This window comes from Flavobacterium ranwuense (genome assembly GCF_004349315.1).
GTDB lineage: Bacteria > Bacteroidota > Bacteroidia > Flavobacteriales > Flavobacteriaceae > Flavobacterium > Flavobacterium ranwuense.
Window position 1 is genome coordinate 190,361 of record NZ_SMLH01000005.1, and the last position, 25,912, is coordinate 216,272.

Annotated in this window: 20 protein-coding genes; 10 read left to right on the forward strand and 10 right to left on the reverse strand. The window is 32.6% G+C overall.

The annotated features are described in order from the left end of the window. Positions 1-2: 2 nt before the first annotated feature. The 5 genes from E0I61_RS10775 to E0I61_RS10795 all read right to left on the reverse strand — a co-directional run bounded on the left by E0I61_RS10775 (position 3) and on the right by E0I61_RS10795 (position 6,278). Positions 3-302 (reverse strand): hypothetical protein, encoded by a 300-nt coding sequence (locus E0I61_RS10775; protein WP_131994481.1) that lies wholly within the window; start codon positions 300-302, stop codon positions 3-5. 376 nt (positions 303-678) lie between these two features. Beyond that, complete coding sequence (locus E0I61_RS10780) at positions 679-2,142, reverse strand: lipopolysaccharide biosynthesis protein (RefSeq protein WP_131994478.1); 1,464 nt, start codon at positions 2,140-2,142, stop codon at positions 679-681. Positions 2,143-2,189: 47 nt separating this feature from the next. Beyond that, entirely contained in the window at positions 2,190-3,479 is a 1,290-nt protein-coding gene (locus E0I61_RS10785) for a glycosyltransferase family 4 protein (protein ID WP_132071346.1), read from the reverse strand. A gap of 63 nt (positions 3,480-3,542) precedes the next feature. Next, positions 3,543-5,948 (reverse strand): YfhO family protein, encoded by a 2,406-nt coding sequence (locus E0I61_RS10790; RefSeq protein ID WP_131994472.1) that lies wholly within the window; start codon positions 5,946-5,948, stop codon positions 3,543-3,545. Between the two features lie 48 nt (positions 5,949-5,996). Beyond that, positions 5,997-6,278, reverse strand: coding sequence for a DUF4834 family protein (locus tag E0I61_RS10795; protein WP_131994469.1), 282 nt, complete (start codon positions 6,276-6,278; stop codon positions 5,997-5,999). Between the two features lie 124 nt (positions 6,279-6,402). Between E0I61_RS10795 and E0I61_RS10800 the strand changes: the two genes are divergently transcribed. Together E0I61_RS10800 and E0I61_RS10805 are read left to right on the forward strand one after the other, a co-directional pair. Next, a complete protein-coding gene (locus tag E0I61_RS10800) occupies positions 6,403-7,338 on the forward strand; it encodes a transporter (protein ID WP_132071348.1) in 936 nt (311 codons plus the stop codon). A gap of 23 nt (positions 7,339-7,361) precedes the next feature. Next, positions 7,362-8,480, forward strand: a complete 1,119-nt coding sequence (locus tag E0I61_RS10805) for a GTP cyclohydrolase (protein WP_132071350.1) — start codon at positions 7,362-7,364, stop codon at positions 8,478-8,480. Between the two features lie 90 nt (positions 8,481-8,570). On the opposite strand, the gene E0I61_RS10810 is transcribed toward E0I61_RS10805, so the two are convergent. Then, complete coding sequence (locus tag E0I61_RS10810) at positions 8,571-9,044, reverse strand: hypothetical protein (RefSeq protein WP_132071352.1); 474 nt, start codon at positions 9,042-9,044, stop codon at positions 8,571-8,573. Positions 9,045-9,163: 119 nt separating this feature from the next. Then, positions 9,164-10,426, reverse strand: coding sequence for an aminotransferase class I/II-fold pyridoxal phosphate-dependent enzyme (locus E0I61_RS10815; RefSeq protein WP_132071354.1), 1,263 nt, complete (start codon positions 10,424-10,426; stop codon positions 9,164-9,166). A gap of 300 nt (positions 10,427-10,726) precedes the next feature. Between E0I61_RS10815 and E0I61_RS10820 the strand changes: the two genes are divergently transcribed. Together E0I61_RS10820 and E0I61_RS10825 are read left to right on the forward strand one after the other, a co-directional pair. Continuing rightward, complete coding sequence (locus tag E0I61_RS10820; RefSeq protein WP_132071356.1) at positions 10,727-11,707, forward strand: M20/M25/M40 family metallo-hydrolase; 981 nt, start codon at positions 10,727-10,729, stop codon at positions 11,705-11,707. A gap of 168 nt (positions 11,708-11,875) precedes the next feature. After that, on the forward strand, positions 11,876-12,661 hold the full coding sequence (locus E0I61_RS10825) for an NYN domain-containing protein (protein WP_132071358.1): 786 nt from the start codon (positions 11,876-11,878) through the stop codon (positions 12,659-12,661). Here the strand turns inward: E0I61_RS10825 and E0I61_RS10830 are convergent. Further along, a complete protein-coding gene (locus tag E0I61_RS10830) occupies positions 12,658-15,027 on the reverse strand; it encodes a hybrid sensor histidine kinase/response regulator (protein ID WP_235832110.1) in 2,370 nt (789 codons plus the stop codon). The genes E0I61_RS10825 and E0I61_RS10830 overlap by 4 nt on opposite strands. Positions 15,028-15,798: 771 nt before the next feature. On the opposite strand from E0I61_RS10830, the gene E0I61_RS16590 reads away from it, so the two are divergent. The 5 genes from E0I61_RS16590 to E0I61_RS10855 all read left to right on the forward strand — a co-directional run bounded on the left by E0I61_RS16590 (position 15,799) and on the right by E0I61_RS10855 (position 21,423). Next, a complete protein-coding gene (locus E0I61_RS16590) occupies positions 15,799-16,044 on the forward strand; it encodes a hypothetical protein (RefSeq protein WP_394346063.1) in 246 nt (81 codons plus the stop codon). A gap of 1,311 nt (positions 16,045-17,355) precedes the next feature. After that, positions 17,356-17,934, forward strand: coding sequence for a non-canonical purine NTP diphosphatase (locus E0I61_RS10840; protein ID WP_132071362.1), 579 nt, complete (start codon positions 17,356-17,358; stop codon positions 17,932-17,934). Positions 17,935-18,139: 205 nt separating this feature from the next. Then, the gene (locus tag E0I61_RS10845) at positions 18,140-20,095 is read left to right on the forward strand and encodes a DEAD/DEAH box helicase (RefSeq protein ID WP_131994445.1); all 1,956 of its coding nucleotides are present in this window, start codon (positions 18,140-18,142) and stop codon (positions 20,093-20,095) included. 88 nt (positions 20,096-20,183) lie between these two features. Next, on the forward strand, positions 20,184-20,951 hold the full coding sequence (locus E0I61_RS10850) for a carboxypeptidase-like regulatory domain-containing protein (RefSeq protein WP_132071364.1): 768 nt from the start codon (positions 20,184-20,186) through the stop codon (positions 20,949-20,951). Between the two features lie 133 nt (positions 20,952-21,084). After that, on the forward strand, positions 21,085-21,423 hold the full coding sequence (locus E0I61_RS10855) for a DHCW motif cupin fold protein (protein WP_132071366.1): 339 nt from the start codon (positions 21,085-21,087) through the stop codon (positions 21,421-21,423). 276 nt (positions 21,424-21,699) lie between these two features. On the opposite strand, the gene E0I61_RS10865 is transcribed toward E0I61_RS10855, so the two are convergent. Then, entirely contained in the window at positions 21,700-23,160 is a 1,461-nt protein-coding gene (locus E0I61_RS10865; protein ID WP_132071368.1) for an aminoacyl-histidine dipeptidase, read from the reverse strand. Between the two features lie 110 nt (positions 23,161-23,270). Here E0I61_RS10865 and E0I61_RS10870 point away from each other — a divergent pair, with 110 nt between their 5' ends. Beyond that, entirely contained in the window at positions 23,271-24,332 is a 1,062-nt protein-coding gene (locus E0I61_RS10870; protein WP_132071370.1) for a DUF3810 domain-containing protein, read from the forward strand. 96 nt (positions 24,333-24,428) lie between these two features. On the opposite strand, the gene E0I61_RS10875 is transcribed toward E0I61_RS10870, so the two are convergent. Further along, on the reverse strand, positions 24,429-25,649 hold the full coding sequence (locus E0I61_RS10875; protein ID WP_132071372.1) for a 3-oxoacyl-[acyl-carrier-protein] synthase III C-terminal domain-containing protein: 1,221 nt from the start codon (positions 25,647-25,649) through the stop codon (positions 24,429-24,431). Positions 25,650-25,912: the final 263 nt, after the last annotated feature.

Consider the following 25,912-nt stretch of genomic DNA (forward strand, 5'->3'; position numbering starts at 1 on the left):
TGCTATTCTAAATAGCATTTTTCTTCAAATGTATTTCCATCTTCATCGATTGCTATCACTATATTTTTCTCTTTAGAAGAAACATAAGTTAAATAAATCCAAGCTACTGACCATAGACCTAATGTTACGCAAAAAAGAAAAAAATTAAAAGTATGATCTACTTCTTTCCTGCCTTTTGATAAAACTGCAAAAGGCAATGTATCGTTCCTTTCGATAATTATAAATCCATTATGGATTTTATTAGCTATGATACTAGTAAATTTTTGTAGGCTTTCTTCGTTTATGTATGTATTGCTTTTCATAATTATTGGGGAAATTATTTTAGCTATTTATTATTGTCTTTTATAAAGATAACAACTGCAAAAATAAGAATAGTCTCTTACTTGTACAATACCCACTTTTAGTGATTTTTGATCCATCTAAAAACAATTAAACGACTATAATTTTTACTATTAAAGTTCTATACAAATATATTTTTTTAGATACTTTAAAAGTTACACAATAATCATTTAAAGTTATAATATTCACATATAAAATCCCTTAATCATTTATATAGTAAAAACTTATGTCATTATCTTCTTAAGAGAAAAAACGCTAAACATAGATGAAATTTTGTTAGAAAGATTATTTTTAGAAATTAAGATTAGTCATTCTTTTGAACTGAAAAAAATTTATAAATTAATTCTTCAATTTTTTCAAAACTATATCTAAAGCTTCATTAATTTCAATAGAAATAACAAATTTGTAGTTGATATAAACATATAAAAGAGTAACCAAAATTGATTTTAAACCAATGCTTATTATGGGATGAAAAGGAAATTCCCAAAAATAAAATAACAAGAACAATACAAAAGTAATTGCAAGAGAATACAATGTCTGTTTTGTAAATGGGTACAAATGCATACGCTTGACCACAAAAAGCAGTTTAGCCAAACTATATAGAGTAATTGACAATAAAGTAGCAACTGCAGTTCCTGTTATAGCGTATCTAGGTATAAAAAACATGTTTAATCCTACTGTCAAAAAAACAAGTAATAAACCTAAAAACAAAACCATTCGATAATATTTTGAATTGAAAATGATAGCATTGTTATTTCCTAAAATCAAATCAAAATATTTAGAAATCCCAATCAAAAATACCACAAGAATTCCTCCACAGTATTCTTTTGGAACCATTACATATAACTGATTGATATTAACAAAAATGCATAGCATTACAAAACCTCCAACTACTTGTAGATTAATGGAAGTTTTTTTATACAAATCATTTAATTCATCATGTTTATTCTCATGCATCAATTTAGCTGTTATGGGATATGTAATCTGATGCATTGCACGACTTGGAACAGCAATAACAGAAGCAATATAAGTCGCAACTGAATAATAGGCTATATTCTCAATTTTAATATATTGATTAAGCATAATCTTATCAATATCCAACAACATAACCGCAACACTGCCTGATAAAATAATGAAAAAGGTATACACTAAAACATCTTTCACATTTTGAGGAATAGAGAACTGGAAAACAGGTTTTTTTATATGGAAAGCATAAAACATAGTTATAATAAAAGCCAGAAAATAAATAATCGCAGTAACATAAATAAATTCAACAACAGTAATCCATTTGTAATAAACTCCAATCAAGGCAAATAAAGAAAATAATCTGAGCCCTACCTCTTTAACAAAATTTCCAAAAACCGAATGCATGTGAACTCTTGCCCAAGCATAAAAAATTTCGAAATAAGCCATACTTAGCCCTATAAATGGAATAAGCCACAAATAATCCTTAACTACAGGATTTTCTTTACTCAAGTACAATGAAATAGGTTCAAAAAAGAATAAGCCAATCGATACCAAAGGAATGCACAATAAGAAAGGGATTAGCACTGTAAATGATAGAAACTGAGAGCGTTCTTCTTCTGTTTTATACTGGGTATAGAACTTCACCAAAGTATTTTGCATCCCAAAAGCCAACAATGGCATAATAATATTTGCCCAAGAAAGTATATAGTTTGTTAAAGCATAAAATACAGTTCCTAAAAAAAAGGGATACAAATAAAGGGTATTTATTGCACCAATTCCAAAACCCAAATAGGTAATTATCGTATTCTTTAAAGATTGATTTAATACTATTCCCATTGTAGGAGTTTAATTTTTAAGGTTAAAAGTTGTTGGAAATTTAGCTTTTATTTGATCAGTTCAACCAATTCTTTGGTAAGATTTTTTCTTGAATAACGTTGTAATCCTATGCCGTTTACTTGTAATTTACCCTCCAAAAACTGATTATAAAAGTTCAAAATTACACTTTTAAGTTTCATTTTCTCCGAATAATCAAAAAATACACCTGTATTGGTTTCTGTTATGATTTCGGCAAAATCAGAACCGTTGGGACCAATTGCAATAATAGGCCTGTTAGAAACCATATATTCAAATAATTTCCCAGGGATAATGCTTTTAGTATCCTCAGAATCAATTTCTATAAGCAACAAAACCTGTGATTTTCTTTGGTGTGCAATCGCTTCTGCATGCGAAACATAACCCAAATTATTCAAATAGGAATTTAGCCCGAATTGAGTAATCGTTTCCAAAACTTCCTGACTCACAGCTCCAATTAGTTTTATTTCCAAATGCGATTTAAAATCTGGAATCTCATGAATCAATTCAACCAAACTCTCCCATAAAATCAGAGGATTTCTCTCGGAAAGAAAAGAACCAATATGCGCCAAACTGAATTTCGTATCCAAGGTTTGTTTTTCAACTTCTTCCGTGTCATAACCATTGGTTATTACCGCAATTGGTTTGTTTGTAATCGCTTGAAATTCCGTTTTAGTAGTCTTACTGGTTACTATAATTGTATCGGCTGTATTCAAAACCTGATGCTCTAATGTTTTGTGTTTTTTGGCAGCAAAACTAGACAATCGCAATGATTTATGATAGCCAATAGTGGTCCACGGATCCCGAAAATCGGCAAACCATTTCAAATTTAATTTTTGTTTTAATTCTAATCCAATAAGATGCAGACTGTGTGGCGGTCCCGAAGTAACAATCGCATCAATATTATTTTCAACAATGTATTTCTCCAAATAAGCAACCGATGGTTTTACCCAAAAAACACGTGCATCCGGAATAAAAAGATTCCCGCGAATCCAAAGAAAGGTTTTATCAAGAAAAGATTGCTTTTTCTTATTTGGAATAATTCCTGAACTGATTTTTTTTGTTTTGTTTTTCGAAAGAAATGAAGCCAGTTGATACGGTTCAAAAATTTTATGTTTCAGAATAATCGCTTTATCTGAAACTTCTTTAACCAAATTTTCATCAACAATAGGATAGGTTGGATTTTCCGGAATATAAACAATAGGCTGAATACCGAAATCAGGCAAGTACTTAACAAACTTAAGCCAACGCTGTACACCTGGACCTCCAGCCGGTGGCCAATAATAGGTAATTATTAAAATTTTCTTGGGTTCTGGTTTCAATTTAATTTTTTTATGTTAGTAGAGACGCACTGCAGTGCGTCTCTACAGTGCGTCTCTACCTAATTACACGAATTTTTTCCTTTCGAAATAAATCCCACCAACTAAAAGCAACAACATTCCTATTGAACTTATCAACGTTATCGTGCTTCCGGTTTTTATAACTTGAGGCTCAAATTTAAATTCAATGGTGTGTTTTCCTGTTGGAATATCTAAAGCTCTTAAAACATAATCAACTCTAATGTGAGACACACTTTTTCCATCAATATAGGCATTCCAACCTTTTCCATAATACATTTCGGAGAAAACAGCTAAACCTTCATTTGAATTATTAGACACATATTTCAAATAATTAGGTTTGTAATTTTCTAAAATTATAGTCGCTGAACTGTCTTTGGCAAAAGCCTTATTTTTAATTTCAAAATCTTTACTATTTACAACCGCCACATTTTTAGAATCCAAACTATCCAACGCTTTCATCTCTTCATCAGCAGAATTCACCAATTTTACCTGGCTCACAAACCATGCATTCCCATTTACAGCTGGATTTGATACTGGAAATTCTTTTCCTTCTTTGTCTTTTTGGATAACATACTTCACATTAAGCATATTAAGAACCTCAATATTATTTTTGGAAATCTGATAATCAATTAATTGCTGCATTCTTCTAGGTCTTACCGCGCTGTAACCACCAATAGATTTATGGAAATATGAAGCTCTTGCACCCATGATATCACCTACTTCAAAAACACGGTAATTAGCCGTGTCTTTTAGAATCTCAGTATCAGAAGGCGACTCTTGAAAAGGCACTTCAACTTGACTTCCGCTTACAAAATCTTTTCCGGAAACATATTTTTTATCCACAAAAAACAAATCGGAAACCATCAATAAACCTACAATTATAATGGCCGTATTATGAGCAAATCTATCTTTAATAAACAACCATAAAACTCCGGCTGTTAACACGATAAAAAAGCCTGAACGCAATAAATCAGCACTATATAAGCTCATTCGATCCAGCTTAAGGGCGTTTACAAACTCAGGACCGTAACTTTCTTGAAAATAAGCATCGTTTCCTCCTGAAAAGCTGAACATGCTTTTACTTAAAAATAAAATCAAAATAATTCCTAAACCTAATATTGTCGTTTCATACAATGCTTTCCATTGCAGTTTTTTGTCTAATTTGAAGAAAGACTGTAATCCCATAATAGCCAAAACTGGAAAACACAATTCCAAAACAACTTGGATGGAGGATACCGCTCTGAATTTATCGTACATTGGAACATAATCAATAAAAAAGTCCGTCAAAATAGGGAAATTTTTACCCCATGAGAGAACTAATGCAACTATTGAACCGGAGAGAAATACATATTTAATCTTTCTTTTATCAATAAACAAAGCCAAAATAGCCAAAAAGAATACTACAATTCCAATATATGCAGGAGCAGCCACAATAGGTTGATCTCCCCAATACGTTGGCATTCCCGAAACAAAATCAGTTGCCTGATCCTCTGGAACTCCCTGACCTATCATAAATTCGTACATATTACTGTCTTTGCCAACTGCCTCATTATTAGAACCACCAAAAAGTCGGGGTGCAATAAGATTAAAGCTTTCCATTACTCCATAACTGTACTCCGTGATATAGTCTTTCGACATTGAAGAAGTAGTCTCATTTTTTGAACCGTTTGGATTGAACGTAAGTTCGCTTTTACCACGAATACTAAAATCAGCATATTCAGAAGTTGCTAATAGATTCGTAGCATTGGCACCAATCGCTAAAATTCCTGCCCCTGCTAATATCCCAACCGAATACAACAGTGATTTATATTCCTTCTCTTTTACTTGCTGATAGATAAAATAAGCAGAAAGTATCAATAGGAAAATCAATAAGTAATAGGTCATTTGGAAGTGATTTGCATTGATTTCTAATGCTGTCGCGAAGAGTGTAATCAAACCTCCCAGAATATATTTTTTTTGAAATACCAGAATAAATCCGGCAATAACCAGCGGCATATAAGCAATAGCATGTGCTTTTGCATTATGGCCAACTCCAAGAATAATAATCAAATAGGTAGATAAACCAAAGGCTAAGGCACCAAAAAAAGCTTTCAAAGGATCGACTTTTAATACCAGCATCAAGCCATAAAACCCAAGAAAATATAAAAATAAATAATCCGCAGGGCGTGGTAAAAATCGCAGTGCATCGTCTATCGCTCCAATATAATCGTGCGGATATTTGGCTCCTAATTGATAGGTTGGCATTCCACCAAATGCTGAATTAGTCCAATACGGTTCAACATCATCCGTGACTCTAAAGTCATTTTGTTCTTTGGCCATTCCTGTATACTGCACGATATCAGATTGGAAAATTTGTTTTCCTTGCAAGACAGGATAAAAATATAGGAGAGAAATTACAACAAAACCAAATATGGCTAAAGCGTGTGGATAGAACTTATTAATTATTTTCAATGTAAAATGGTTTGGATTAGAGTAAAAACGGTGTTGAAAACGACAAATTTAATCTATTTCTTCGTAATCAACATAATCCCCCACTTTTTTGGTTTCGCGTGGATTTTTAGCATTTGCCGTATTGTATATTACTTCATCTTTACTTTGTGTTTTTTTCCAAGTATTATCTTGTGTATACTGTTGCTGCTTCTGCATATTTTCGCCTGCTTTTTCAACTACTTTTTTAACCAATAATGGCAAAAATAATTTTGCTAAAAATCTAAAAATATAATAGAAAGCGATCATGTAAAAAAGCGCTTTTATAAAACCAATGAAAGAAGCTGTTTGCATATAAGTGTAATTTTTTCCAAAATTAATAAATCAACCGTTCAAAATTAAAATATCTCTCTTAAATAAATAATAAAATATAGTACATTTGAAAAGCGTTATTACTTTTTAACCCAAAAAAAATAATATGTTCAAAATCAAAATCTTACTTATCGCTGCTATTTCAATGATTCCTAGTATTCATTATGGCCAACATACTGATCAAATAAATTCTAACAGACCAGGAGAAACCATGTCGGCTTATTCAGTTGGAAAATCAGTAATTCAAATAGAAACAGGTGTTTACGGAATAAAACAAAATCATAGTTTATTGAATTATGACGCCAATGGTTTTGGAATTGATGCCACATTACGTTGGGGATTATTCATGGAAAAACTGGAATTGATAGCCGATATACAATACCAAAATGAAAAATACACCACCTTATTTAACAGCACAAATCGAGCAGATTTTAAACAAACTGTTTTAGGAGCCAAATATTTGATTTACGATCCTTTCAAAAATTACGAAAAAAAGGTAAATATATACAGTTGGAAAGCCAATCGAGCATTTAGTTGGCGCCAATTAATTCCTGCTGTTTCAGTGTTTGCAGGAGCTAATTTTACTATGGCTGACAATCCCTATTCTTTTTCTCCAGAATCTAGCATATCACCAAAAATTATGTTGATTACTCAAAACCACTTAGGCGATGGAAAATGGGTTTTTGTAACCAATATCATAGCCGATTATGTAACAACTGATTATCCAAGTTATGGGTATGTGTTGACTCTAACAAGAGGATTTAATGACAAATGGTCTGGTTTTGTAGAAAATCAAGGATTTAAAAGCGATTTTTACAGCGATGCCATTGTTCGTGGTGGCGCAGCATATTTATTGAATAAAGACATGCAAATTGATGCATCAATAAGTACAAGTCTTAAAGATACTCCTTCTGCACTTTATGGCGGTATTGGTTTTTCTTGGCGTTATGATGCCAATTACCAAGAAGTCAGAATAAACATTGACAATAAGGATTCTGACAAAAAAGCATTGAGAAGAGCAAAAAAGACAAAAAAAGGATAATTTATAGAATCTCAAAAAACATAATGATTACAATAAAAGAAGCTACAACAAAAAGTGAATTAACGGATTATATCAAATTCCCTTTTTCCTTATACAAAAACAACAAATATTGGGTTCCGCCAATCATTGCTGATGAACTGGAAACCTTTGACAAAACAAAAAACCCAGCTTTTGAAAATGCCGAAGCCTATTTTTATATTGCCTACAAAAACAATGAAATTGTAGGTAGAATTGCGGCAATCATCAATTGGAGCGAGGTAAATGATCAACAAAAAAAGAAAGTCCGTTTTGGTTGGTTTGATGTGATTGATGATATCGAAGTGACGAAAGCACTTTTGGAAAAAGTATATGAATTAGGTCGAAAAAACAATTTAGAACACGTTGAAGGTCCAATGGGATTTTCAAATTTAGATAAAGTCGGCGTCTTAACGGAAGGTTTTGACGAAATCGGAACTATGATTACGTGGTACAATCATCTGTATTATGCCAGTCATTTTGAGCAATTGGGATATCGCGTAGAAAAAGAATACTTAGAAAGTAAATTTCCTTTCGAAAATGTAAAACCAGAATTTTTTGAAAAGGCAAATGATTTGGTAAAAAGAAGATACCAGTTAAGTCCGCTTAATTTCAAAACTACCAAAGAAGTGATGCCACACGTAGATAAAATGTTTGATTTGTTCAACGAATCCTATGCTTCTTTATCGTCTTTTGTAGCTATTTCAGACGTTCAAAAAGAATATTTCAAGAAAAAATACATCAGTTTTATCAATCCTGAATTCATCAAATTTGTGGAAGATAAAGACCATAATATTGTTGCTTTTAGTATTGTAATGCCTTCCTTTTCGGAAGCGTTGCAAAAATCAAAAGGAAAATTATTCCCATTTGGATTCCTTCATTTGCTAAAAGCAAAAAACCAAAGTAAGGATATGATTTTCTATTTGATAGGCGTTCATCCTGATTACCAAAACAAAGCGGTTACAGCGATAATTTTCAACGAATATTACCATACTTTCAAAGAAAAAGGAGTTATCAACTGTTTCAGAACTCCTGAATTAGCGGACAACCTTGCCATTCATAACTTATGGAAACATTTCAATCCTGTTGTTCACAAACGAAGATGTACTTTTCTAAAGAATTTGTAGCAATTTAGATTGTACTATTTAAAACAAAAAATCCATCAAAACTAAACTGATGGATTTTTTGTTTTAAACAACCGTGTGTTATCGCGAAAATTACATTTTGCAATCTACTTTTAACAAAACGATATTTCCTTCAAATTTTAGCTGTTTTGTATCTTTAAAAGTAACTTTTCCATTGTTATCATCTACAATATCTCCATAACCTTCAACATACGTATTTCCTTTTTTCAAGAAAGCAACTTGACGAATTGACGAAACTCCTTCGGACATAAAAGTATATTCTGCAAAAAGCGTATCTCCTTTTATTTCCCCAACTAAAGTCCCTTCATTTTTATCTTTCTCAAAAAAATTGTAACTCAATTTTCCTGAAGCTATTTGATTTCCTTTTATATTCAAAGACAAGGAAACAGTATCTTTTTTAATAATCGCACTATAGCATTCTTCTGAAACAGGTTCTTCTACAACTATTTCTTCTGATGTAACTGGTGCTTCTTCCATTTCTTTTTCTTTTTTACAAGAGACAAAAACACTCATAAAAACGACACTCAATAAAATTACTTTTTTCATAAACTTTAAATTTTAAGTTACATAAATATACTCATTATTGGCTAAATTTATTTAAAAAAAAATCCATCAACAAAAGCTGATGGATTTTTAAAAACTTAAAATTACAATAATTTTAGAAACTAAGCATCTAAATCTACTGTAGTTTTGGCTGCAATTTCTTTGTAAGTTCCGTTTACTAATTTCTCACGAATGGCTTCAAAAGCGGTAAGTGTTTCATCAATATCAGACAAAGTGTGAGGAGCAGTAGGAATAACACGTAATAAAATCATTCCTTTTGGAATAACTGGATAAATTACTATTGACAAGAAAATACCATAATTCTCTCTTAAGTCATTTACCATTACCATCGCTTCCGGTACACTTCCTTCCAAATAAACTGGTGTAACGCAAGTATTGGTATCACCAATATTAAATCCTTTGCTTCTCAAACCATTTTGCAAAGCATTTACATTCTCCCAAAGCTTGTCTTTCAATCCTGGGTTATCACGCAACAATTGCAAACGTTTCAACGAACCAACTGTTTGAATCATCGGTAATGCTTTAGCAAACATTTGCGAACGTAAGTTGTATTTCAGGTAATCGATAATGTCTTTATCAGCCGCTACAAAAGCACCAATATTAGCCATCGATTTTGCAAAAGTAGAAAAATAAACATCAATTCCATCTTGGCAACCTTGCTCCTCACCTGCTCCAGCGCCTGTTTTACCAAGAGTACCAAAACCGTGAGCATCATCAACCAAAAGACGGAAATTGTATTTCTTTTTCATTTCTACAATCTCTTTCAACTTTCCTTGTTGTCCACGCATTCCAAAAACACCCTCAGTAATAAAAAGAATTCCTCCACCTGTTACCGTAGCTATTTTGGTAGCACGTTGCAGGTTTTTCTCCATACTTTCGATATCGTTGTGTTTGTAAGTAAAACGTTTTCCACTATGCAAACGAACTCCGTCAATAATACAAGCGTGCCCATCAACATCATATACAATCACATCATTTCTAGTCACCAAAGCATCAATTATAGAAACCATTCCTTGGTAACCAAAATTCAATAAATAAGCCGATTCTTTCATTACAAAAGCAGCTAATTCATTCTCTAATTGTTCGTGATATTTAGTATGACCACTCATCATACGAGCACCCATTGGAGCAGCTGCACCAAATTCTAACGCTGCATCCGCATCTGCTTTACGCACTTCCGGATGATTGGCAAGACCTAAATAGTCATTCAAACTCCAATTCAAAACCTCTTTTCCTTGAAATTTCATTCTTGGACCTAAATCTCCTTCTAATTTTGGAAATACAAAATATCCTTCTGCTTGTGAAGCCCATTTACCTAACGGTCCTTTATTGTTTTGAATTCTTTCGAATAAATCTTTTACCATAATATATTGAAGTAATAATTTTAATTTTAAGAAGTTGCAAAAATAATTATTTAAATTTTATAATGGTATTGAAAGTAAATTTATTTTTCAGGAGCTATTTAGCTACGCTGAATCTTCGATGTCCTGCTCTCCACTGTATCTTTTGTGCCGTCAAGAAAGATTGCTTCGTCCCTCGCAATGACGGTACAAAAGGATGTCATTTCGATCAGAGCTAAAATAGATTCCAAATTATAAACTTTGTATATTTGGTGCGCATTTTTAATATCAATATAACAATATATTTTTTAAATTTTAAATATTATGCCATTTCATTACAATTACAAATTCGTTCTTGCCCTTGTTTTCACACTATTGCTCAGCAAAAATTTAATTGCTCAACATACCATTAATACCCGTACTTTTTATAAGCATGAAAAATATTTAGCTTCCGATGAATTACAAGGTCGATTTCCGGGAACAAAAGGCAACAATGATGCAGCGGCTTATATAGCAAAGTATTTTAAAAAATATGGACTGCGAAAATTTGGCGACAGTTATATGCAATCTTTTAAATTATTTGTAAAACCGGAAACAAACCATGCAAAATCGGATAGTGTAACCACTCAAAATGTGGTCGGATATATAGAAGGTTCAGATGAAACTTTAAAAAATGAATTCATTGTAATTGGTGCGCATTATGACCATTTGGGATGGGGAGGAAAAGGAACGGGAAGCAAAAAGAAAGACACTATCGCTGTTCACAATGGCGCTGACGACAATGCTTCGGGAGTTTCGGCTTTGCTGTCTATTTTAAAAGAAGTATCAAAAACGAATAACCGCCCTCTCAGAAGTATCATTTTTATAGGATTCAGCGGAGAAGAAGGAGGATTACTGGGTTCAAAATATTTTGTTAACCATCCACCGGTTGCCAATAATGCTATCAAATTGATGATTAACATGGATATGGTAGGCCGATTGAACAAAGAAAAACATTTATCCATGGGAGGTGCTGGAACCTTTCCTGACGGAGTAACATTAATGAAAAAATTAGGTGAAGGCAGCGGGCTCAATCCTATTGTCATTGCTGGCGACGTAGGAGGATCTGATCATGTTTCTTTTTACAAAAAAAACATTTCAGTTCTTGGGTTTCACACCGGAGGACATCCTCAATACCATACCCCGGAAGATGATGCACATTTAATCAACCAAGAAGGTGCTGTTTTAGTTTCCAAGTACATTTATAATGCATTAGTAACGATAGCCAATTACGACCAACCTTTGTATTTTATTAAACAGGATTAAAAAAGACAGTCTAGCCTGCAAAATAAAACTGTACAAACTAATTTGATTTAGCGTCAACAACAGTGAGTCTAAATAAAGGTACGATAAACTGACTTAGGAACAATTTAGGCAAAAATTTGTATATTTGAAAAGCATTGTATAGACTAATGCCAATTAAAACAATACTATATGTCTCAAGATACAAAAGAATTAAAACTGGCCGTTCTCATTGATGCTGACAACGTTCCTTACAGCAATGTAAAAGGAATGATGGAAGAAATCGCTAAGTTTGGAACACCAACCACCAAACGTATTTATGCTGATTGGACTAAACCCAATGCTAACGGCTGGAAATCAGTTTTACTGGAACACGCTATTACTCCTATTCAACAATACAGTTATACCGTAGGCAAAAACTCTTCAGATTCTGCTATGATAATCGATGCCATGGATTTATTATATTCAGACAAAGTGGATGGATTTTGCATCGTATCAAGTGACAGCGATTTTACACGTTTGGCCATCAGACTGAGAGAATCAGGAATGAAAGTCATTGGAATTGGAGAGAAAAAAACGCCCAACTCTTTTATAGTTGCCTGCGATCGTTTTATCTATATCGAAGTATTAGACGGAGCCATAAAGAAAAAACAACCGAAACGTTCCTCAGATACTAAAAAACCAATTGGAAAACCCGTTGAAAAACCTGTTGAAAAATCACTAAGCAAAATAGATTTACATACCATAGAACTTATCGAAACTACAATAGAAGATATTTGTGATGATGATGGCTGGGCATTTCTTGGCGATGTAGGAAACCTAATTGTAAAGAGAAAACCTGAATTCGACCCAAGAAACTATGGTTTTGCCAAATTAACTCCAATGTTAAAATCCCTAACCGATATACTTGAAATTGACGAAAGAGATTCTGATAAAAAAGGCATCAAACACGTTTATGTTAGATTACGTTTTAGTTAAACTAATTTTTTTATCGCACGATATAAAGTATCATTTTTAATCGGTTTAGATAAATAATGATTCATCCCAATTTCTGCCACACGTAATTTAGTACTTTCCATCACGTCAGCGGTTACTGCAATAATGGGGACAGAAGCATTAGCTGCTCCTGCTTCCCCATTTCTGATAGCTATTGTTGCTTCATATCCATCCATCACCGGCATTTGAAGATCCATTAGTACAATATCAAAATGGTTAGTTTTAAAAGCATCCAAGCATTCCTGACCGTTATTTGCATAAACTACGGTTGTGTTCAGCCATTTTTTAGTGATCATTTTAACAACCATTTGATTAATGGGATTATCTTCAACTACTAAAACTGATTTGCCTTCTAAATCGTAAACTGTGGGCTTGTCCAAAACTTCTGCCTTTTCTTGTTGCGGTACTATATCAAAATCAAGAGTAATTATACAGGTAGTGCCTTCATTGACTTTACTGTCCAATTCAATGCTACCGTTTTGCATATCCACTAAAGTCTTTACGATATAAAGACCTAATCCAAGTCCTCCAAACTTTCTCTTATTATCAATGCTATTTTGAGAAAAGGAATCAAAAATACTATTTATTTTTTCTTGAGGAATTCCTACGCCAGAGTCTGAAACTGTCAATTTCAAACTTGCTCGATTATTTTCCTTAATCTTACAGTCTACATCAAATTTCACAAAACCTTTAGATGTAAATTTAATGGCATTATTTAATACATTATTCACAACTTGAACCAACCTGGTCACATCACCAATCACAAGATTAGGAATCGCATCTGATTTTAAAAATTGAAATTCTAGTCCTTGGTCTTTAGCTCTATTGACGGCATTGTTTTTTAAATTCTCTAGAATTTCATCGGGGTTAAACTGCACAGACTCGAGTTTTAATTCTTTTTTCTCAATTTTAGAGAAATCTAAAATATCATTAACAGAACTCAATAAACTATGTGAAGAGTACTTTATAATTTGACAATTTTTTCTAATTTTATCATCCGTAACCTCAACAGATATAGAATCAATCATATTCATAATTGCATTCAAAGGCGTTCTTAATTCATGGCTGATATTCGATAAAAAATAAGATTTCAAATCATTCATTTCCTCAGATCGAACTAAAGCAAGTCGATTCAGTTCATTTTTTTCGTTTTTAAGATTCCTGATCAAATTTGCCATAGAAAGCGAAAGGAATATAATTTCTAAACCAGTACCTAATTTCGAACTGTTTTGTGTTAAAAAAGAATTAGGAACCTGACCAAAATTATTAAGAATAAAAATACCAAAACCTAGAATCAAAAAGAGGATACCTGCAGTAAAAAAGGAATCAACGGCCAATTTTTTATAATATAGATAAAAAACAGAACTAATAATCAAGATCAGAATCAGTAAACCAAGTACATTGGCTAATGGATAAGATATCGCCAAGGCTGAAGGGATAAAAAGAATACACAATATCAAAACAAAAGCTAAAAAATAAACTACGTTAAAAAGAAAGTAAATCGTTTTATTGTGTTTTTTTATATTCAAAAAAACTTCACTGTATTTTCCCAATAAAAAGCCAGCCATCATCGCAAAAAACAATACAGCATGATTTGAAAACCAACCGCCTCCAGGTGTAATCAACTCATAAAAATAACCATCTAAAGAAAATTGCATTAAACCAATAAAAACAACATATAAACTATAGTATAGAAATGTTTTTGTGCGTAAAGCAAAAAAGAAAAAGAAGTAAATAATAGAGACAGTTGTCAGAATACCATAGAAAATACCAAACACCAATTGCTCATTAGAAATAGTCTTAATAAAGTTTTCTGATGAATGAAGCATTACTGGCATTTTTATAACTTCTCCATCACTTTTGAGATGTAAAAATAATTTCAAGCTAGATCTTGGAGTAATTTCAATTTTAAAAATGGTTTTACGGTTATCAAAGCTACGTTTAGAATAATCCATATTATCTCCACTGACTTTTTTAGTTATTTCTCCTGAAACTCCATCCACAATAAACAACTCGACTAAATCAGTTATGGGACGCGCCGTTTCTAAATAATAGTTCAATACTAAATCTGTCGGGTTTTTAAGTTCTGTTTTTGCCCAAAAATTACTTTGAGTAAAACCTAAGTCATCATTTTCGGTTTCAAGCTTTTTAGGATTTAATGTGTTATAATTATTAATTACATATTTAATATCTAAATTTCTTTGACCTACATCCGTAATTGTAGTATACTTATGAAGGGAAATATCTTTAGTAAGCATATCACTTCTAAAAACATATTGTGAATATGTGTTTGAAAAAAACAACATAAATAGTACTAATCTTAAAGCAATGTAAAATTGTTTATGCATTTTTTGACCCATTATCTAATAAATTATGACCTACCTAAACGATATACGTAAAAAAATAACCTTTTAGTTTTTACGTATATCATTTTTTTTATTCTCAATCTTTCGTTTTGTGAAATAAAACAATTCATTACAAATAATAACATCAAAAGAAGAAAATATTTAATATTCTTACTAATTTAGTCATTGAAATAACTTTTATCATAAGACAAAAATTTTTCTTTTTAGGAATTACCGCATTTATAATCACTCTAATTGTTTATTTGTATTTTAAAACTGGTCTGTTTTTGATGGGATTTATATTTGTCCTAATTATTAATTGGTTTTGCAAATAGTATTCAAACCAAACATGCTATTTTAAGAAATTTTCCGGTTTTGGGTTATTTTATATATCTATTTGAAATGATAGCTCCTGAAATTCAGCAATATTTTATAGAACGTTCCACTGATGGAAAGCCTTTCTCAAGAAATCAACACTCTCTTGTATATCAAAGAGCCAAAAAATTGATTCTACAACTGCTTTTTGAACGCAATTAAATCTAAATCAATCAAGCTACGAGGGCATTAAACATTCTATTTTCCATACAGTTGTTAACGAAGTACTACCGCGAGTTTTAGTTGGCGAACGAGACTGCACACAACCCTATCTCGCTTCATTATTAAACATACTGTGATGAGTCCTTCGAGCGGTAGCCCTTGGGGCTGATATGTGTAACAGCGCACGTGAATTTATGTTTTCATTAGGTTGTATTCAAGCGTGCGTTGTAATAATCAATGTCCTACTGGGATGATGCTACACAAAATAAAATGCTGATGAGAGGATTGGTTGTGACTGACAAATCGGAGCGAGTATATCATTTTCATAAAAACACTTTACACGTAGCTAACGAACTTCTTGCTGCTGCAGGTAAAAAAAGTTTTGCCGATGCTGATATTAGCATTTTCATGCGTGGTGATGAATTTGCCCATTTATCTGATTTGTATTTCCCAGATAATTTAAAAAGTGTCCGAAAACATTAAAACAAAAAAGGAGGGCGTTTATAGCCCTCCAGTTGTCTGTTCTGATTTACCATTATCAACTCATACAATTATATTAGTATAGCTGACTATTGAATTATCATATCTTATTGTAAGACTGACATACTCAAGTAATTAATCAAAACCACACTCAAAGATACAATTTACTTTCACTAAAGAAACTAAAAATCAAATGTTTAACGAATCATTAACGCACTAATTCATAGTATAGGAATTGCATTCAAATAGTGATTTTATGCTTATAAAATTCGTCCTTCTAATTGCTATGGAAAAATCATTAAAATTCCTTTTAAAATTAAAATCCTTGGAATTGAACCATAAAAAAAGGAGGCCTTTTTAAAGGGCCTCCTATGTGATTCTGAATTACCGATATAACTGTTACCGTTACTGGTATAGTCGATTGTGAGTTATTAATCTCATTATAAGATTAATATTCTCAGGTATTCAATCAGAATCACATATCAAAGATATTATTTTTAATCAAAAAACACAGCTAATAACCAACACTTTAACCAATAATTAACGTGTCAATTTACAGCATTAAAATTGCTTTAGAAAAAAAGCAAACAGGAAATTATTACTGCTCTTGTATATAGCCACAAAAAAGGAGGCCTTTTTAAAGGGCCTCCGAATGTAGATTTTGATTTACCATTTATCAAACATACCTTTCAGTATGAAATGACTATTTGAATTAGCTTTTCTTTGCAGATAGTTTTACTCAAGTGATTAATCAAAACCACACTCAAAGATACAATTTACTTTTACAAAACAAACTGCAAATCAGACCTTTAACTAATTATTAACGCGTTAATTAATAATATTGAAATACTGTCAAATATTAATTTTAGCCTTATAAAATTCGTCTCTCTAAATCTTATAGAAAAGTTTCTGAAATCCCTTTCAAAAAATAAAATCATTAGAATTGAACCATAAAAAAAGGAGGCCTTTTAAAGGGCCTCCGAATGTAGATTTTGATTTACCATTTATCAAACATACCGTTCAGTATGAAATGACAATTTGAATACTCTTCTCCTTGCAGATGGTTTTTACTCAAGTGATTAATCAAAACCACACTCAAAGATACAACTTATGTTAGTTGAAACTTTAAAAAACAGCACTTTAACCCTAAATTAACATGTTGACTTTTAATTGATTACATTTAAATGCATTCTTTGAATTCCAAACAATATAGAGATCGCTATAATTAACAGGCAGTTCGGACTACTATTGCCATCATCCCGACGAGATATCTAAAAAAATGTATCTTTGGAGTGTAAAATTAAAACCAATAATATGCAACTTGTTTTCGCTTCCAATAACAAAAATAAAATACTTGAGATACAAAGCATACTTCCAGACACGATTGAAATTCTAAGCTTAGAAAGTATTGGTTGTTATGAAGATATTCCCGAAACCGCTGAAACAATTGAAGGTAATGCAATTCTAAAAGCCAATTATGTTACCAAAAAATACGGTTACAACTGCTTTGCTGATGATACTGGACTGGAAGTGGATTCCCTGAATGGCGAACCTGGTGTTTACTCCGCAAGGTATGCAGGAGAGCAACGCAATTCTGATGACAATATGAATAAATTATTAGAATGCTTATCCAATAAAAGCAATAGAAAAGCACAATTCAAAACAGTGATTGCATTGAATTTAAATGGGAAACAGGATCTTTTTACAGGAATTGCCCGAGGCGAAATTACTTTAGAAAAATCAGGAAATCAAGGATTTGGCTACGACCCTATTTTCAAACCTGAAGAATACCAAGAAACTTTTGCCCAATTATCATTGGACATAAAAAATAAAATCAGCCACAGAGGAAAAGCCACACAACAACTAATTGATTTTTTGAAATTGAATAAATAAATGCTCTGAAATACAACATTTTTATAACAAAAAAACATATTTAAAGTCGTAATCTCACACTGAAATCCTAAATCAAAATCCATAATTCGCAAATAAAAAACATAACTTTCTGATTATCAAATTATAATAAATCATTAAATCTTGGAATAGCATTAGTTTATATGAATTATTAACAGTAATTTTGCACCCTATTTTAAAAATACATATGAATAAATTTGAACAATTAGGATTGAGTGAATCGTTACTGAAGGCGATTTTAGATCTAGGATTTGAAAATCCGACCGAAGTACAGGAGAAAGCGATTCCCCTATTATTGGAAAAAGACACAGATATGGTTGCGTTGGCTCAGACAGGGACAGGGAAAACGGCAGCTTTTGGTTTTCCAGTTATTCAGAAAATTGATGCCAACAACAGAAACACACAAGCATTAATTTTATCTCCAACACGCGAACTTTGTTTGCAGATTACCAACGAAATTAAAAACTACTCTAAATACGAAAAAGGTATTAATGTGGTAGCAGTTTACGGTGGAGCTAGCATTACAGAACAAGCGAGAGACATAAAGAGAGGCGCACAAATTATTGTGGCAACTCCAGGAAGAATGCAAGACATGATTAATAGAGGTTTGGTAAACATTTCTCAAATTAACTATTGTATTCTTGACGAAGCTGACGAAATGTTGAACATGGGTTTCTACGAAGATATCGTAAACATCCTTTCTACTACGCCAGACGAAAAAAACACATGGTTATTCTCTGCAACAATGCCTGCTGAAGTAGCACGTATTGGAAAACAATTCATGACTGATCCAATTGAAATTACAGTTGGAGCTAAAAACTCAGGTTCTGCTACAGTTTCTCACGAATTTTACCTTGTAAATGCACGTGACCGTTACGAAGCTCTGAAACGTTTAGCGGATGCTAATCCAGACATTTTCTCAGTAGTTTTTTGTCGTACCAAAAGAGATACGCAAGCTGTTGCTGAAAAATTAGTTGAAGACGGATACAGCGCTGCTGCATTGCACGGAGATTTATCTCAAGCGCAACGTGATGGTGTAATGAAATCTTTTAGAGGAAGACAAATCCAAATGCTTGTAGCTACTGATGTTGCTGCTCGTGGAATTGACGTTGATAGCATTACTCACGTAGTGAATTATCAATTACCTGACGAAATTGAAACGTATAACCACCGTTCAGGTCGTACTGGTCGTGCTGGAAAATTAGGAACTTCAATTGTAATCGTTACTAAAAGTGAATTGCGTAAGATTTCTTCAATCGAAAGAATCATCAAACAAAAATTTGAAGAAAAAACAATCCCTTCTGGAATTGAAATCTGCGAAATCCAATTGTTACACTTAGCTAATAAAATTAAAGATGTAGAAGTTGATCACGAAATTGACAACTATCTTCCTGCAATAAACAGCGTACTTGAAGATTTATCGAAAGAGGAATTAATCAAGAAAATGGTATCGGTTGAATTTAATCGTTTTATCAATTATTACAAGAAAACTAGAGATATTTCTAATCAAGCTTCAGGTTCTGAAAGACGTGATCGTGATGATAGAGATGGTGCTCCAAGAGAAAATAACAATGGTGGTGCAACAAGATATTTTGTGAACATAGGTTCTAGAGATAATTTTGATTGGATGTCATTGAAAGATTACTTGAAAGAAACATTAGACTTAGGTCGTGATGACGTTTTCAAAGTAGATGTAAAAGAAGGTTTCTCTTTCTTTAACACTGATCCGGAACATACTGATAAAGTAATGGAAGTATTGAACAACGTACAATTAGAAGGACGTAGAATCAATGTTGAAATTTCTAAAAATGATGGTGGCGGAAGACGTGACCATAATGGAAGAAGTTCTGGTGGAAGTTTTGGCGGAGGTCGCTCAGGTGGCGAAAGAAGTTCAGCTCCAAGAAGAGAAGGCAGCTTTGCTCCAAGAAGAGAAGGTTCAGGCGGTGGATTCAGAAGCGATAGAAGTTCAGCTCCAAGAGAAGGTGGATTTGGCGGAAGAAGCGATTCTAGAAGCGCAGCTCCAAGAAGAGAAGGTGGTTTTTCATCTGACAGACCTAGAACTGAAGGTTCATCTGATAGAGCACCTAGACGTTCTGAAAGCTTTGGTGATACACCAAGACCAAGAAGACCAAGAAAAGATTAACATTCATTGTTAATTTTCTTATAATTATATACTGGAACTACAAAATATTTAATCCTGTTTTATTACTTTTAAAGTCTTAAATCAGTTTATGAAATATTTTGTAGTTTTCTTTTTTTTAGTACTATCCGCAACTTCTTTTGCGCAAGTTAAAGAACCCTCCCAAAAAGTTAATGGTATCATCATCAGCAATACTACTAGACAAGTCTTATCTAGTGTAAACATCATTAATATCAATAAAGTGAGAGGTGCAACTACTGATTCAGGAGGATATTTTGAAATAGATGTACAACTGAACGACACGCTTCACATTACTAGTTTAGGATTTCAATCACTTCGCGTTCGAGTGACCAATGACTGGATAAAAAATAAAAGCACTAAAATACAACTTACTGAAAAAGCCATTGCTCTTGAAGAAGTGGTAATAAGACCTTTTAATTTAACCGGATATCTTGAAGTCGATACCAAAATTATCCCTGTAAAAGAAAACTATCGTTATAGTATTTCCGGCTTAACGCAAGGATATGAAGCGGGGGAATATTCTCCAAATGCTTTTGGAAGAGTGCTGGGTTCGATATTTAATCCAGCGGATATGCTCTATAATTTCTTTGGCAACAATCCAAAAGAGCTCAAGAAACTGAAAGAAATGAAGAAAGATGATACGGTACGAAATCTTTTGGAATCTAAATTTGACAGAGAAACTATAGCTGTTCTTTTAGGTGTTGACAAAAATGAAATTGCCGAAATTCTGCAACGTTGTAACTACTCCGAATCGTTTATAAAAACAGCTAATGATTTACAAATCATGGATGCTATTAGTGGCTGTTATGAAGAATATAAAGTCCTGAAGAAAAAATAAACGTAGTATCCCATTACTCAAACAGTTAATTTTTTGAAATAAAAAATAATTAAATCCTTAATTACGAAAGTAGTTGGGGATTATTATTTTAAAGCACTTAAATTTGAGATTCAATACTATAAAAGTAAAATCTATGTCTAATATACCTTTCCAAACTATTAATTGGGATTCAATAGAAAAAACCGAACATATCGGGACAACAGGAATAGCGCATTGGCAAACGATACAATTAGGCGGACTTAGAATTCGCAAAGTAACGTATTCCAAAGATTATCTGGCAGATCACTGGTGTCAAAAAGGACATATTGTCCATTGTCTTGAAGGAAATTTTATTAGTGAATTACAATCTGGAGAGCAAGTCCAACTTTCTAAAGGAATGACCTATGTGGTTTCAGATGATGTAAGTTCCCATCGCTCTATAACTGCTAATGGAGTTGAATTATTAATTATAGATGGGGATTTTTTAAAATAATATTTAAAACAAATCAAAATATTATATACATTTACTCAAACCATAAAATAAAAACACAATCTAAACACCTATATCATGGCAAAAAGTCAAGACGCTAAGAAAACACAAAAGAAAGAGCCACTAAAAACGGCTAAAGAAAAGAAAGAAGAAAAAAGAGATAAGAAAAATAGTCCTAAAAGAGACTAAAATTTAGTGTTCAGTATTAAGATTATAGTGTTCAGTTTCGTTTGATACTGAACACTATTTTTTTTTTTTTTAAATACTGAACACTGAATACTATTTCACCGGAATATTAGCTAAAATCTCCAATACAAATTTCCAGAATTTCTGAGAAGAGGAAATACTCGCTCTTTCATCGGGTGAATGTGCACCGTGAATCGTTGGTCCAAAAGAAATCATATCCATATCCGGATAATTAGTTCCCAGAATCCCACATTCTAATCCTGCGTGACAAGCCACTACTTTTGGTTTTTCGCCATTTTGTTTTTCGTAAATTGGAACTAAAACATCTAAAATTTCTGATTTTACATTTGGAGTCCAACCGGGATAAGAACCCGATAGCACCACCTCGCAACCAACCAATTCGAAAGCGGAACGCAAAGCATTAGCTAAATCATACTTAGATGTTTCTACAGAAGAGCGCGTCAAACAACCGATTGAAATTTCACCATCTTTGACGATTACTCTGGCAACATTATTCGATGTTTCCACCAAATCTTCCATGTCGGCACTCATGCGATACACCCCATTGTGTGCGGCATAAATCGCTCTGATGATTCCTTCCTGAACACCTAAATCCATAACTTTTTTCGGAGTATCGCATTTTACGATTTCGATAGTTAAGTTGGGTTCAGTCGTTTTATATTCTGTTTTGATGTCGTTGATGATTTCCTGCATATCAAAAATATAGGCTTCATCAAACATTTCGGAAATAATCACTTTGGCCACACTTTCTCTAGGAATGGCGTTACGCAAACTCCCTCCATTAATTTCAGCAACTTGCAAACCAAAGTTTTCAAAAGCATCAAACAACAAACGATTCATAATTTTATTGGCATTACCCAATCCTTTATGAATATCCATTCCTGAGTGACCGCCTTTCAATCCTTTTACGGTGATAATATGCCCCACAGAACCTTCTGGAACTTCCTCTTCATGGTAACTTCTTGTAGCTGTTACATCAATTCCACCAGCGCAACCAATATCTATTTCATCATCTTCTTCAGTATCTAAATTCAAAAGAATTTGACCTTGTAAAATGCCTCCTTTTAAATTCAAAGCACCAGTCATTCCGGTTTCTTCGTCAATAGTAAACAAGGCTTCTATAGCGGGATGCGGAATGTCTTTACTTTCTAAAATCGCCATGATTGTAGCAACTCCAAGACCGTTATCAGCACCAAGAGTTGTTCCTCGAGCACGAACCCAATCTCCATCCACATACATATCGATTCCTTGTGTCTCAAAATCAAAAACGGTATCCGAATTTTTTTGATGCACCATGTCTAAATGGCCTTGAAGCACGATTGCTTTGCGATTTTCCATTCCTGGAGTAGCTGGCTTACGAATGATTACATTCCTAATATCATCTTCAAAAGTTTCCAATCCAAGACTGTTTCCGAAGTTTTTCATAAACTCAATCACACGCTCTTCTTTTTTAGAAGGACGAGGTACAGCGTTTAAATCGGCAAACTTATTCCAAAGTACTTTTGGTTCCAGATTTCTTATTTCTTGACTCATTTATTTTTGTTTGAGGTTTAACATTTACAAAGCCCAAAGTTACAAAGTTTAAATTCTTTATCGATACTAATTGATATTGTAATTATATTTACAGTATTAAAATTCATCCTGTGCGAACAAAATATTTTCTTTCTTTCTTTCTTTTTGTCCAAATACTAATTTTGCAGGTTCTTCCCTATTTTCCGCTACAAGTGGAACAATTTTACAGTAATGGTTTCTATCCGATACTTTCAAAATTTTCAAGATTAGCATTAGGCAGAATTCCATTTTCTTTGGGGGATTTAATTTATATTATTGTTATTGGTTTTATTTTGAAATGGTTTTGGAACCAACGAAAATCTTGGAAATTAAAATGGAAAAGTAATATATTATCTATAGTAAGTTTTGTTTCGGTATTTTATTTCTTGTTTCATTCACTTTGGGCGTTTAATTATTACCGCCAACCGCTTTTTGAAAAAATGGAAATTAAAAAAGACTATTCAGATGCTGATTTATTGGCTTTCACCAAAAAATTAATCACTAAAACAAATGCAATTCAAAAGCAGATTACAAAAAATGATAGTTTAAAAGTAGTATTTCCATACTCACAAAATCAAGTTTTCAAGATGAATTTGAATGGATACAAAAAACTAGCTGAAGAACATTCGTATTTCGCTTATAACAATTTAAGCACCAAGAAATCACTTATCAGTTTGCCATTGACTTATATGGGTTTTGGCGGCTACTTAAATCCGTTTACCAATGAAGCACAGGTAAATTATCTTGGTCCAATGTATAGTTTCCCGATGACTACCAATCATGAAATGGCACATCAAATGGGCTATGCCAGCGAAAGTGAATGCAACTTTATTGGTTTTTTGGCATCCATAAAAAATGAAAATTTATACATTCAATATTCAGGCTACAGCATGGCTTTACGTTATTGCTTAAGCAATTGGCAAGTTCGAGACAAAAAAATTTTTAAAGAATTACTAAAAACCGTTCATCCCGGAATTTTGAAAAACTACAAAGAAAGCGAACACTTTTGGAAACAATATGAAACTCCTCTTGAAACTGCTTTTCATGCTTTTTACGATAGATTTCTGAAAATAAACCAGCAAAAAGACGGTTTAGAAGGTTATAGTAAATTTGTGAATTTGATGGTGAATTATTATAAGGAAAAAGGGTTATGAGTTGTGAGTTATGAGTTAGATGTTAAGAGTTATGGGTTAACGATTAAAGATTTCTATAACGTCTAACCCCTTAACATCCAACTTAGCGCTTAAAAATTATATTTTTTCCAATAACAAACCTGTTGCTGTAAGTCCTGGCCCAAATGCCATAGCTACAATTTTCTTTCCTGATTCAATGTTTGGGTCGTTTACAATTTCGTTGAAAATATGAGGAATCGTAGCCGAGGACATGTTTCCCTGACGGAGTAAAACCTCATAAGACCAATTCGCCTGTTCTTTAGTCAATCCAATTGCATCTATAACATAATCAATGATTTTAGGTCCACCAGGATGTATAGCGAAATGCATATTCGCTTTTTGCTCTTCAAGATCAACATTCCCTTTTTTACAAAGTGTAGTCAAAAAAGGTTTGATATTTTTACGAATAAAAACAGGCACTCGCTTAGACAATGTCATTAAAAAATTATATTCTCCTAAATCCCAAGACATATCCTCTAATGAATCTGGTATGATAACTTCATGTGCCGCTAAAATCCGAAGTCCTTTTTTCTCAGGAAACGCATCATCACTCAGGAAAGATTCTTCATCAAATAAGGAATAGCCAATAAATCCATCTGCGAAAAGGGAGCAGATCATAATGTTTGAATTCGAAAATTCGGTCAGATTTAAATGTGCGGATAATAATTCTGTATGAACTACATCTACTCTACCTTTAGTTTCACTGGCACACAGTAAGCTATTTCCCGTACGAATTGCCGGAAATGCACCATAACACCCCATGTGATAGGAATGCGTAACTTGCACCGTTTCCCAGTTCCTATCTATGACCGCTTCCTGAGCAACACTTGGAGAAGAATATCCAGAACAAGTAACGTGTATTAGATTTTCTGGACTTATATTTGTTTTTGAATAAAATTGATCAAAAACATATCCCATTTTTCTTTTGAACCATTCCATACGAACCTCTATTTTTGGTCCATAAAGATTTCCGGATTTGACTTCAAAACCAGCAGGAAAATGATACCCTGAAGGAGAAGTAACTTCCATTATATTTTCAATAAAATCCTCAATATCCTCAAAAATAATAATTTGCCTGCTATTAATATTTTCGGAAGAAACGGCATACTTATCCACCTGATCTGATATAAACTCAAAAGTTATAGGTTCATCATCAAAAGCTCCATTTCCAGTTACACCAGATTTTGGAAGATTTTGAAAATGATAATACAGGAATTTTGTGTACTGATTGAGCTTTTTTTGATCTACCAATTTACCCACTAAAATTGGATGAAAATTGGAAAGTATAACGCTTTTCATTAACTTTTAAATTTTAATTGAAATATAAAATTAAATCAAAAATCATTCAAAAAAAATCAAATTAATTAAGTTGTGTTTTTTATTTTTATAAAACATTGACATACAGTTAGTTATAAATATTATAATTTTATTAAAAAGCTGAATATCAGTAAGTTATAAGAATTACTCTACATATTTATTAAGCGCTGATTATCAAGTACATAAAAATAAAAAACATGTTTTTTAAAATTGTTATTCTTAAGTATATTTATTCCAGATTTTAA

Excerpts from the sequence above, each read along its gene's own strand:
- E0I61_RS10775 (WP_131994481.1), bottom strand. The coding sequence starts at position 302 with ATGAAAAGCAATACATACATAAACGAAGAAAGCCTACAAAAATTTACT.
- E0I61_RS10780 (WP_131994478.1), bottom strand. The coding sequence starts at position 2,142 with ATGGGAATAGTATTAAATCAATCTTTAAAGAATACGATAATTACCTAT.
- E0I61_RS10795 (WP_131994469.1), bottom strand. The coding sequence starts at position 6,278 with ATGCAAACAGCTTCTTTCATTGGTTTTATAAAAGCGCTTTTTTACATG.
- E0I61_RS10800 (WP_132071348.1), top strand. The coding sequence starts at position 6,403 with ATGTTCAAAATCAAAATCTTACTTATCGCTGCTATTTCAATGATTCCT.
- E0I61_RS10805 (WP_132071350.1), top strand. The coding sequence starts at position 7,362 with ATGATTACAATAAAAGAAGCTACAACAAAAAGTGAATTAACGGATTAT.
- E0I61_RS10810 (WP_132071352.1), bottom strand. The coding sequence starts at position 9,044 with ATGAAAAAAGTAATTTTATTGAGTGTCGTTTTTATGAGTGTTTTTGTC.
- E0I61_RS10815 (WP_132071354.1), bottom strand. The coding sequence starts at position 10,426 with ATGGTAAAAGATTTATTCGAAAGAATTCAAAACAATAAAGGACCGTTA.
- E0I61_RS10820 (WP_132071356.1), top strand. The coding sequence starts at position 10,727 with ATGCCATTTCATTACAATTACAAATTCGTTCTTGCCCTTGTTTTCACA.
- E0I61_RS10825 (WP_132071358.1), top strand. The coding sequence starts at position 11,876 with ATGTCTCAAGATACAAAAGAATTAAAACTGGCCGTTCTCATTGATGCT.
- E0I61_RS10830 (WP_235832110.1), bottom strand. The coding sequence starts at position 15,027 with ATGCATAAACAATTTTACATTGCTTTAAGATTAGTACTATTTATGTTG.
- E0I61_RS16590 (WP_394346063.1), top strand. The coding sequence starts at position 15,799 with ATGTCCTACTGGGATGATGCTACACAAAATAAAATGCTGATGAGAGGA.
- E0I61_RS10840 (WP_132071362.1), top strand. The coding sequence starts at position 17,356 with ATGCAACTTGTTTTCGCTTCCAATAACAAAAATAAAATACTTGAGATA.
- E0I61_RS10845 (WP_131994445.1), top strand. The coding sequence starts at position 18,140 with ATGAATAAATTTGAACAATTAGGATTGAGTGAATCGTTACTGAAGGCG.
- E0I61_RS10850 (WP_132071364.1), top strand. The coding sequence starts at position 20,184 with ATGAAATATTTTGTAGTTTTCTTTTTTTTAGTACTATCCGCAACTTCT.
- E0I61_RS10855 (WP_132071366.1), top strand. The coding sequence starts at position 21,085 with ATGTCTAATATACCTTTCCAAACTATTAATTGGGATTCAATAGAAAAA.
- E0I61_RS10865 (WP_132071368.1), bottom strand. The coding sequence starts at position 23,160 with ATGAGTCAAGAAATAAGAAATCTGGAACCAAAAGTACTTTGGAATAAG.
- E0I61_RS10875 (WP_132071372.1), bottom strand. The coding sequence starts at position 25,649 with ATGAAAAGCGTTATACTTTCCAATTTTCATCCAATTTTAGTGGGTAAA.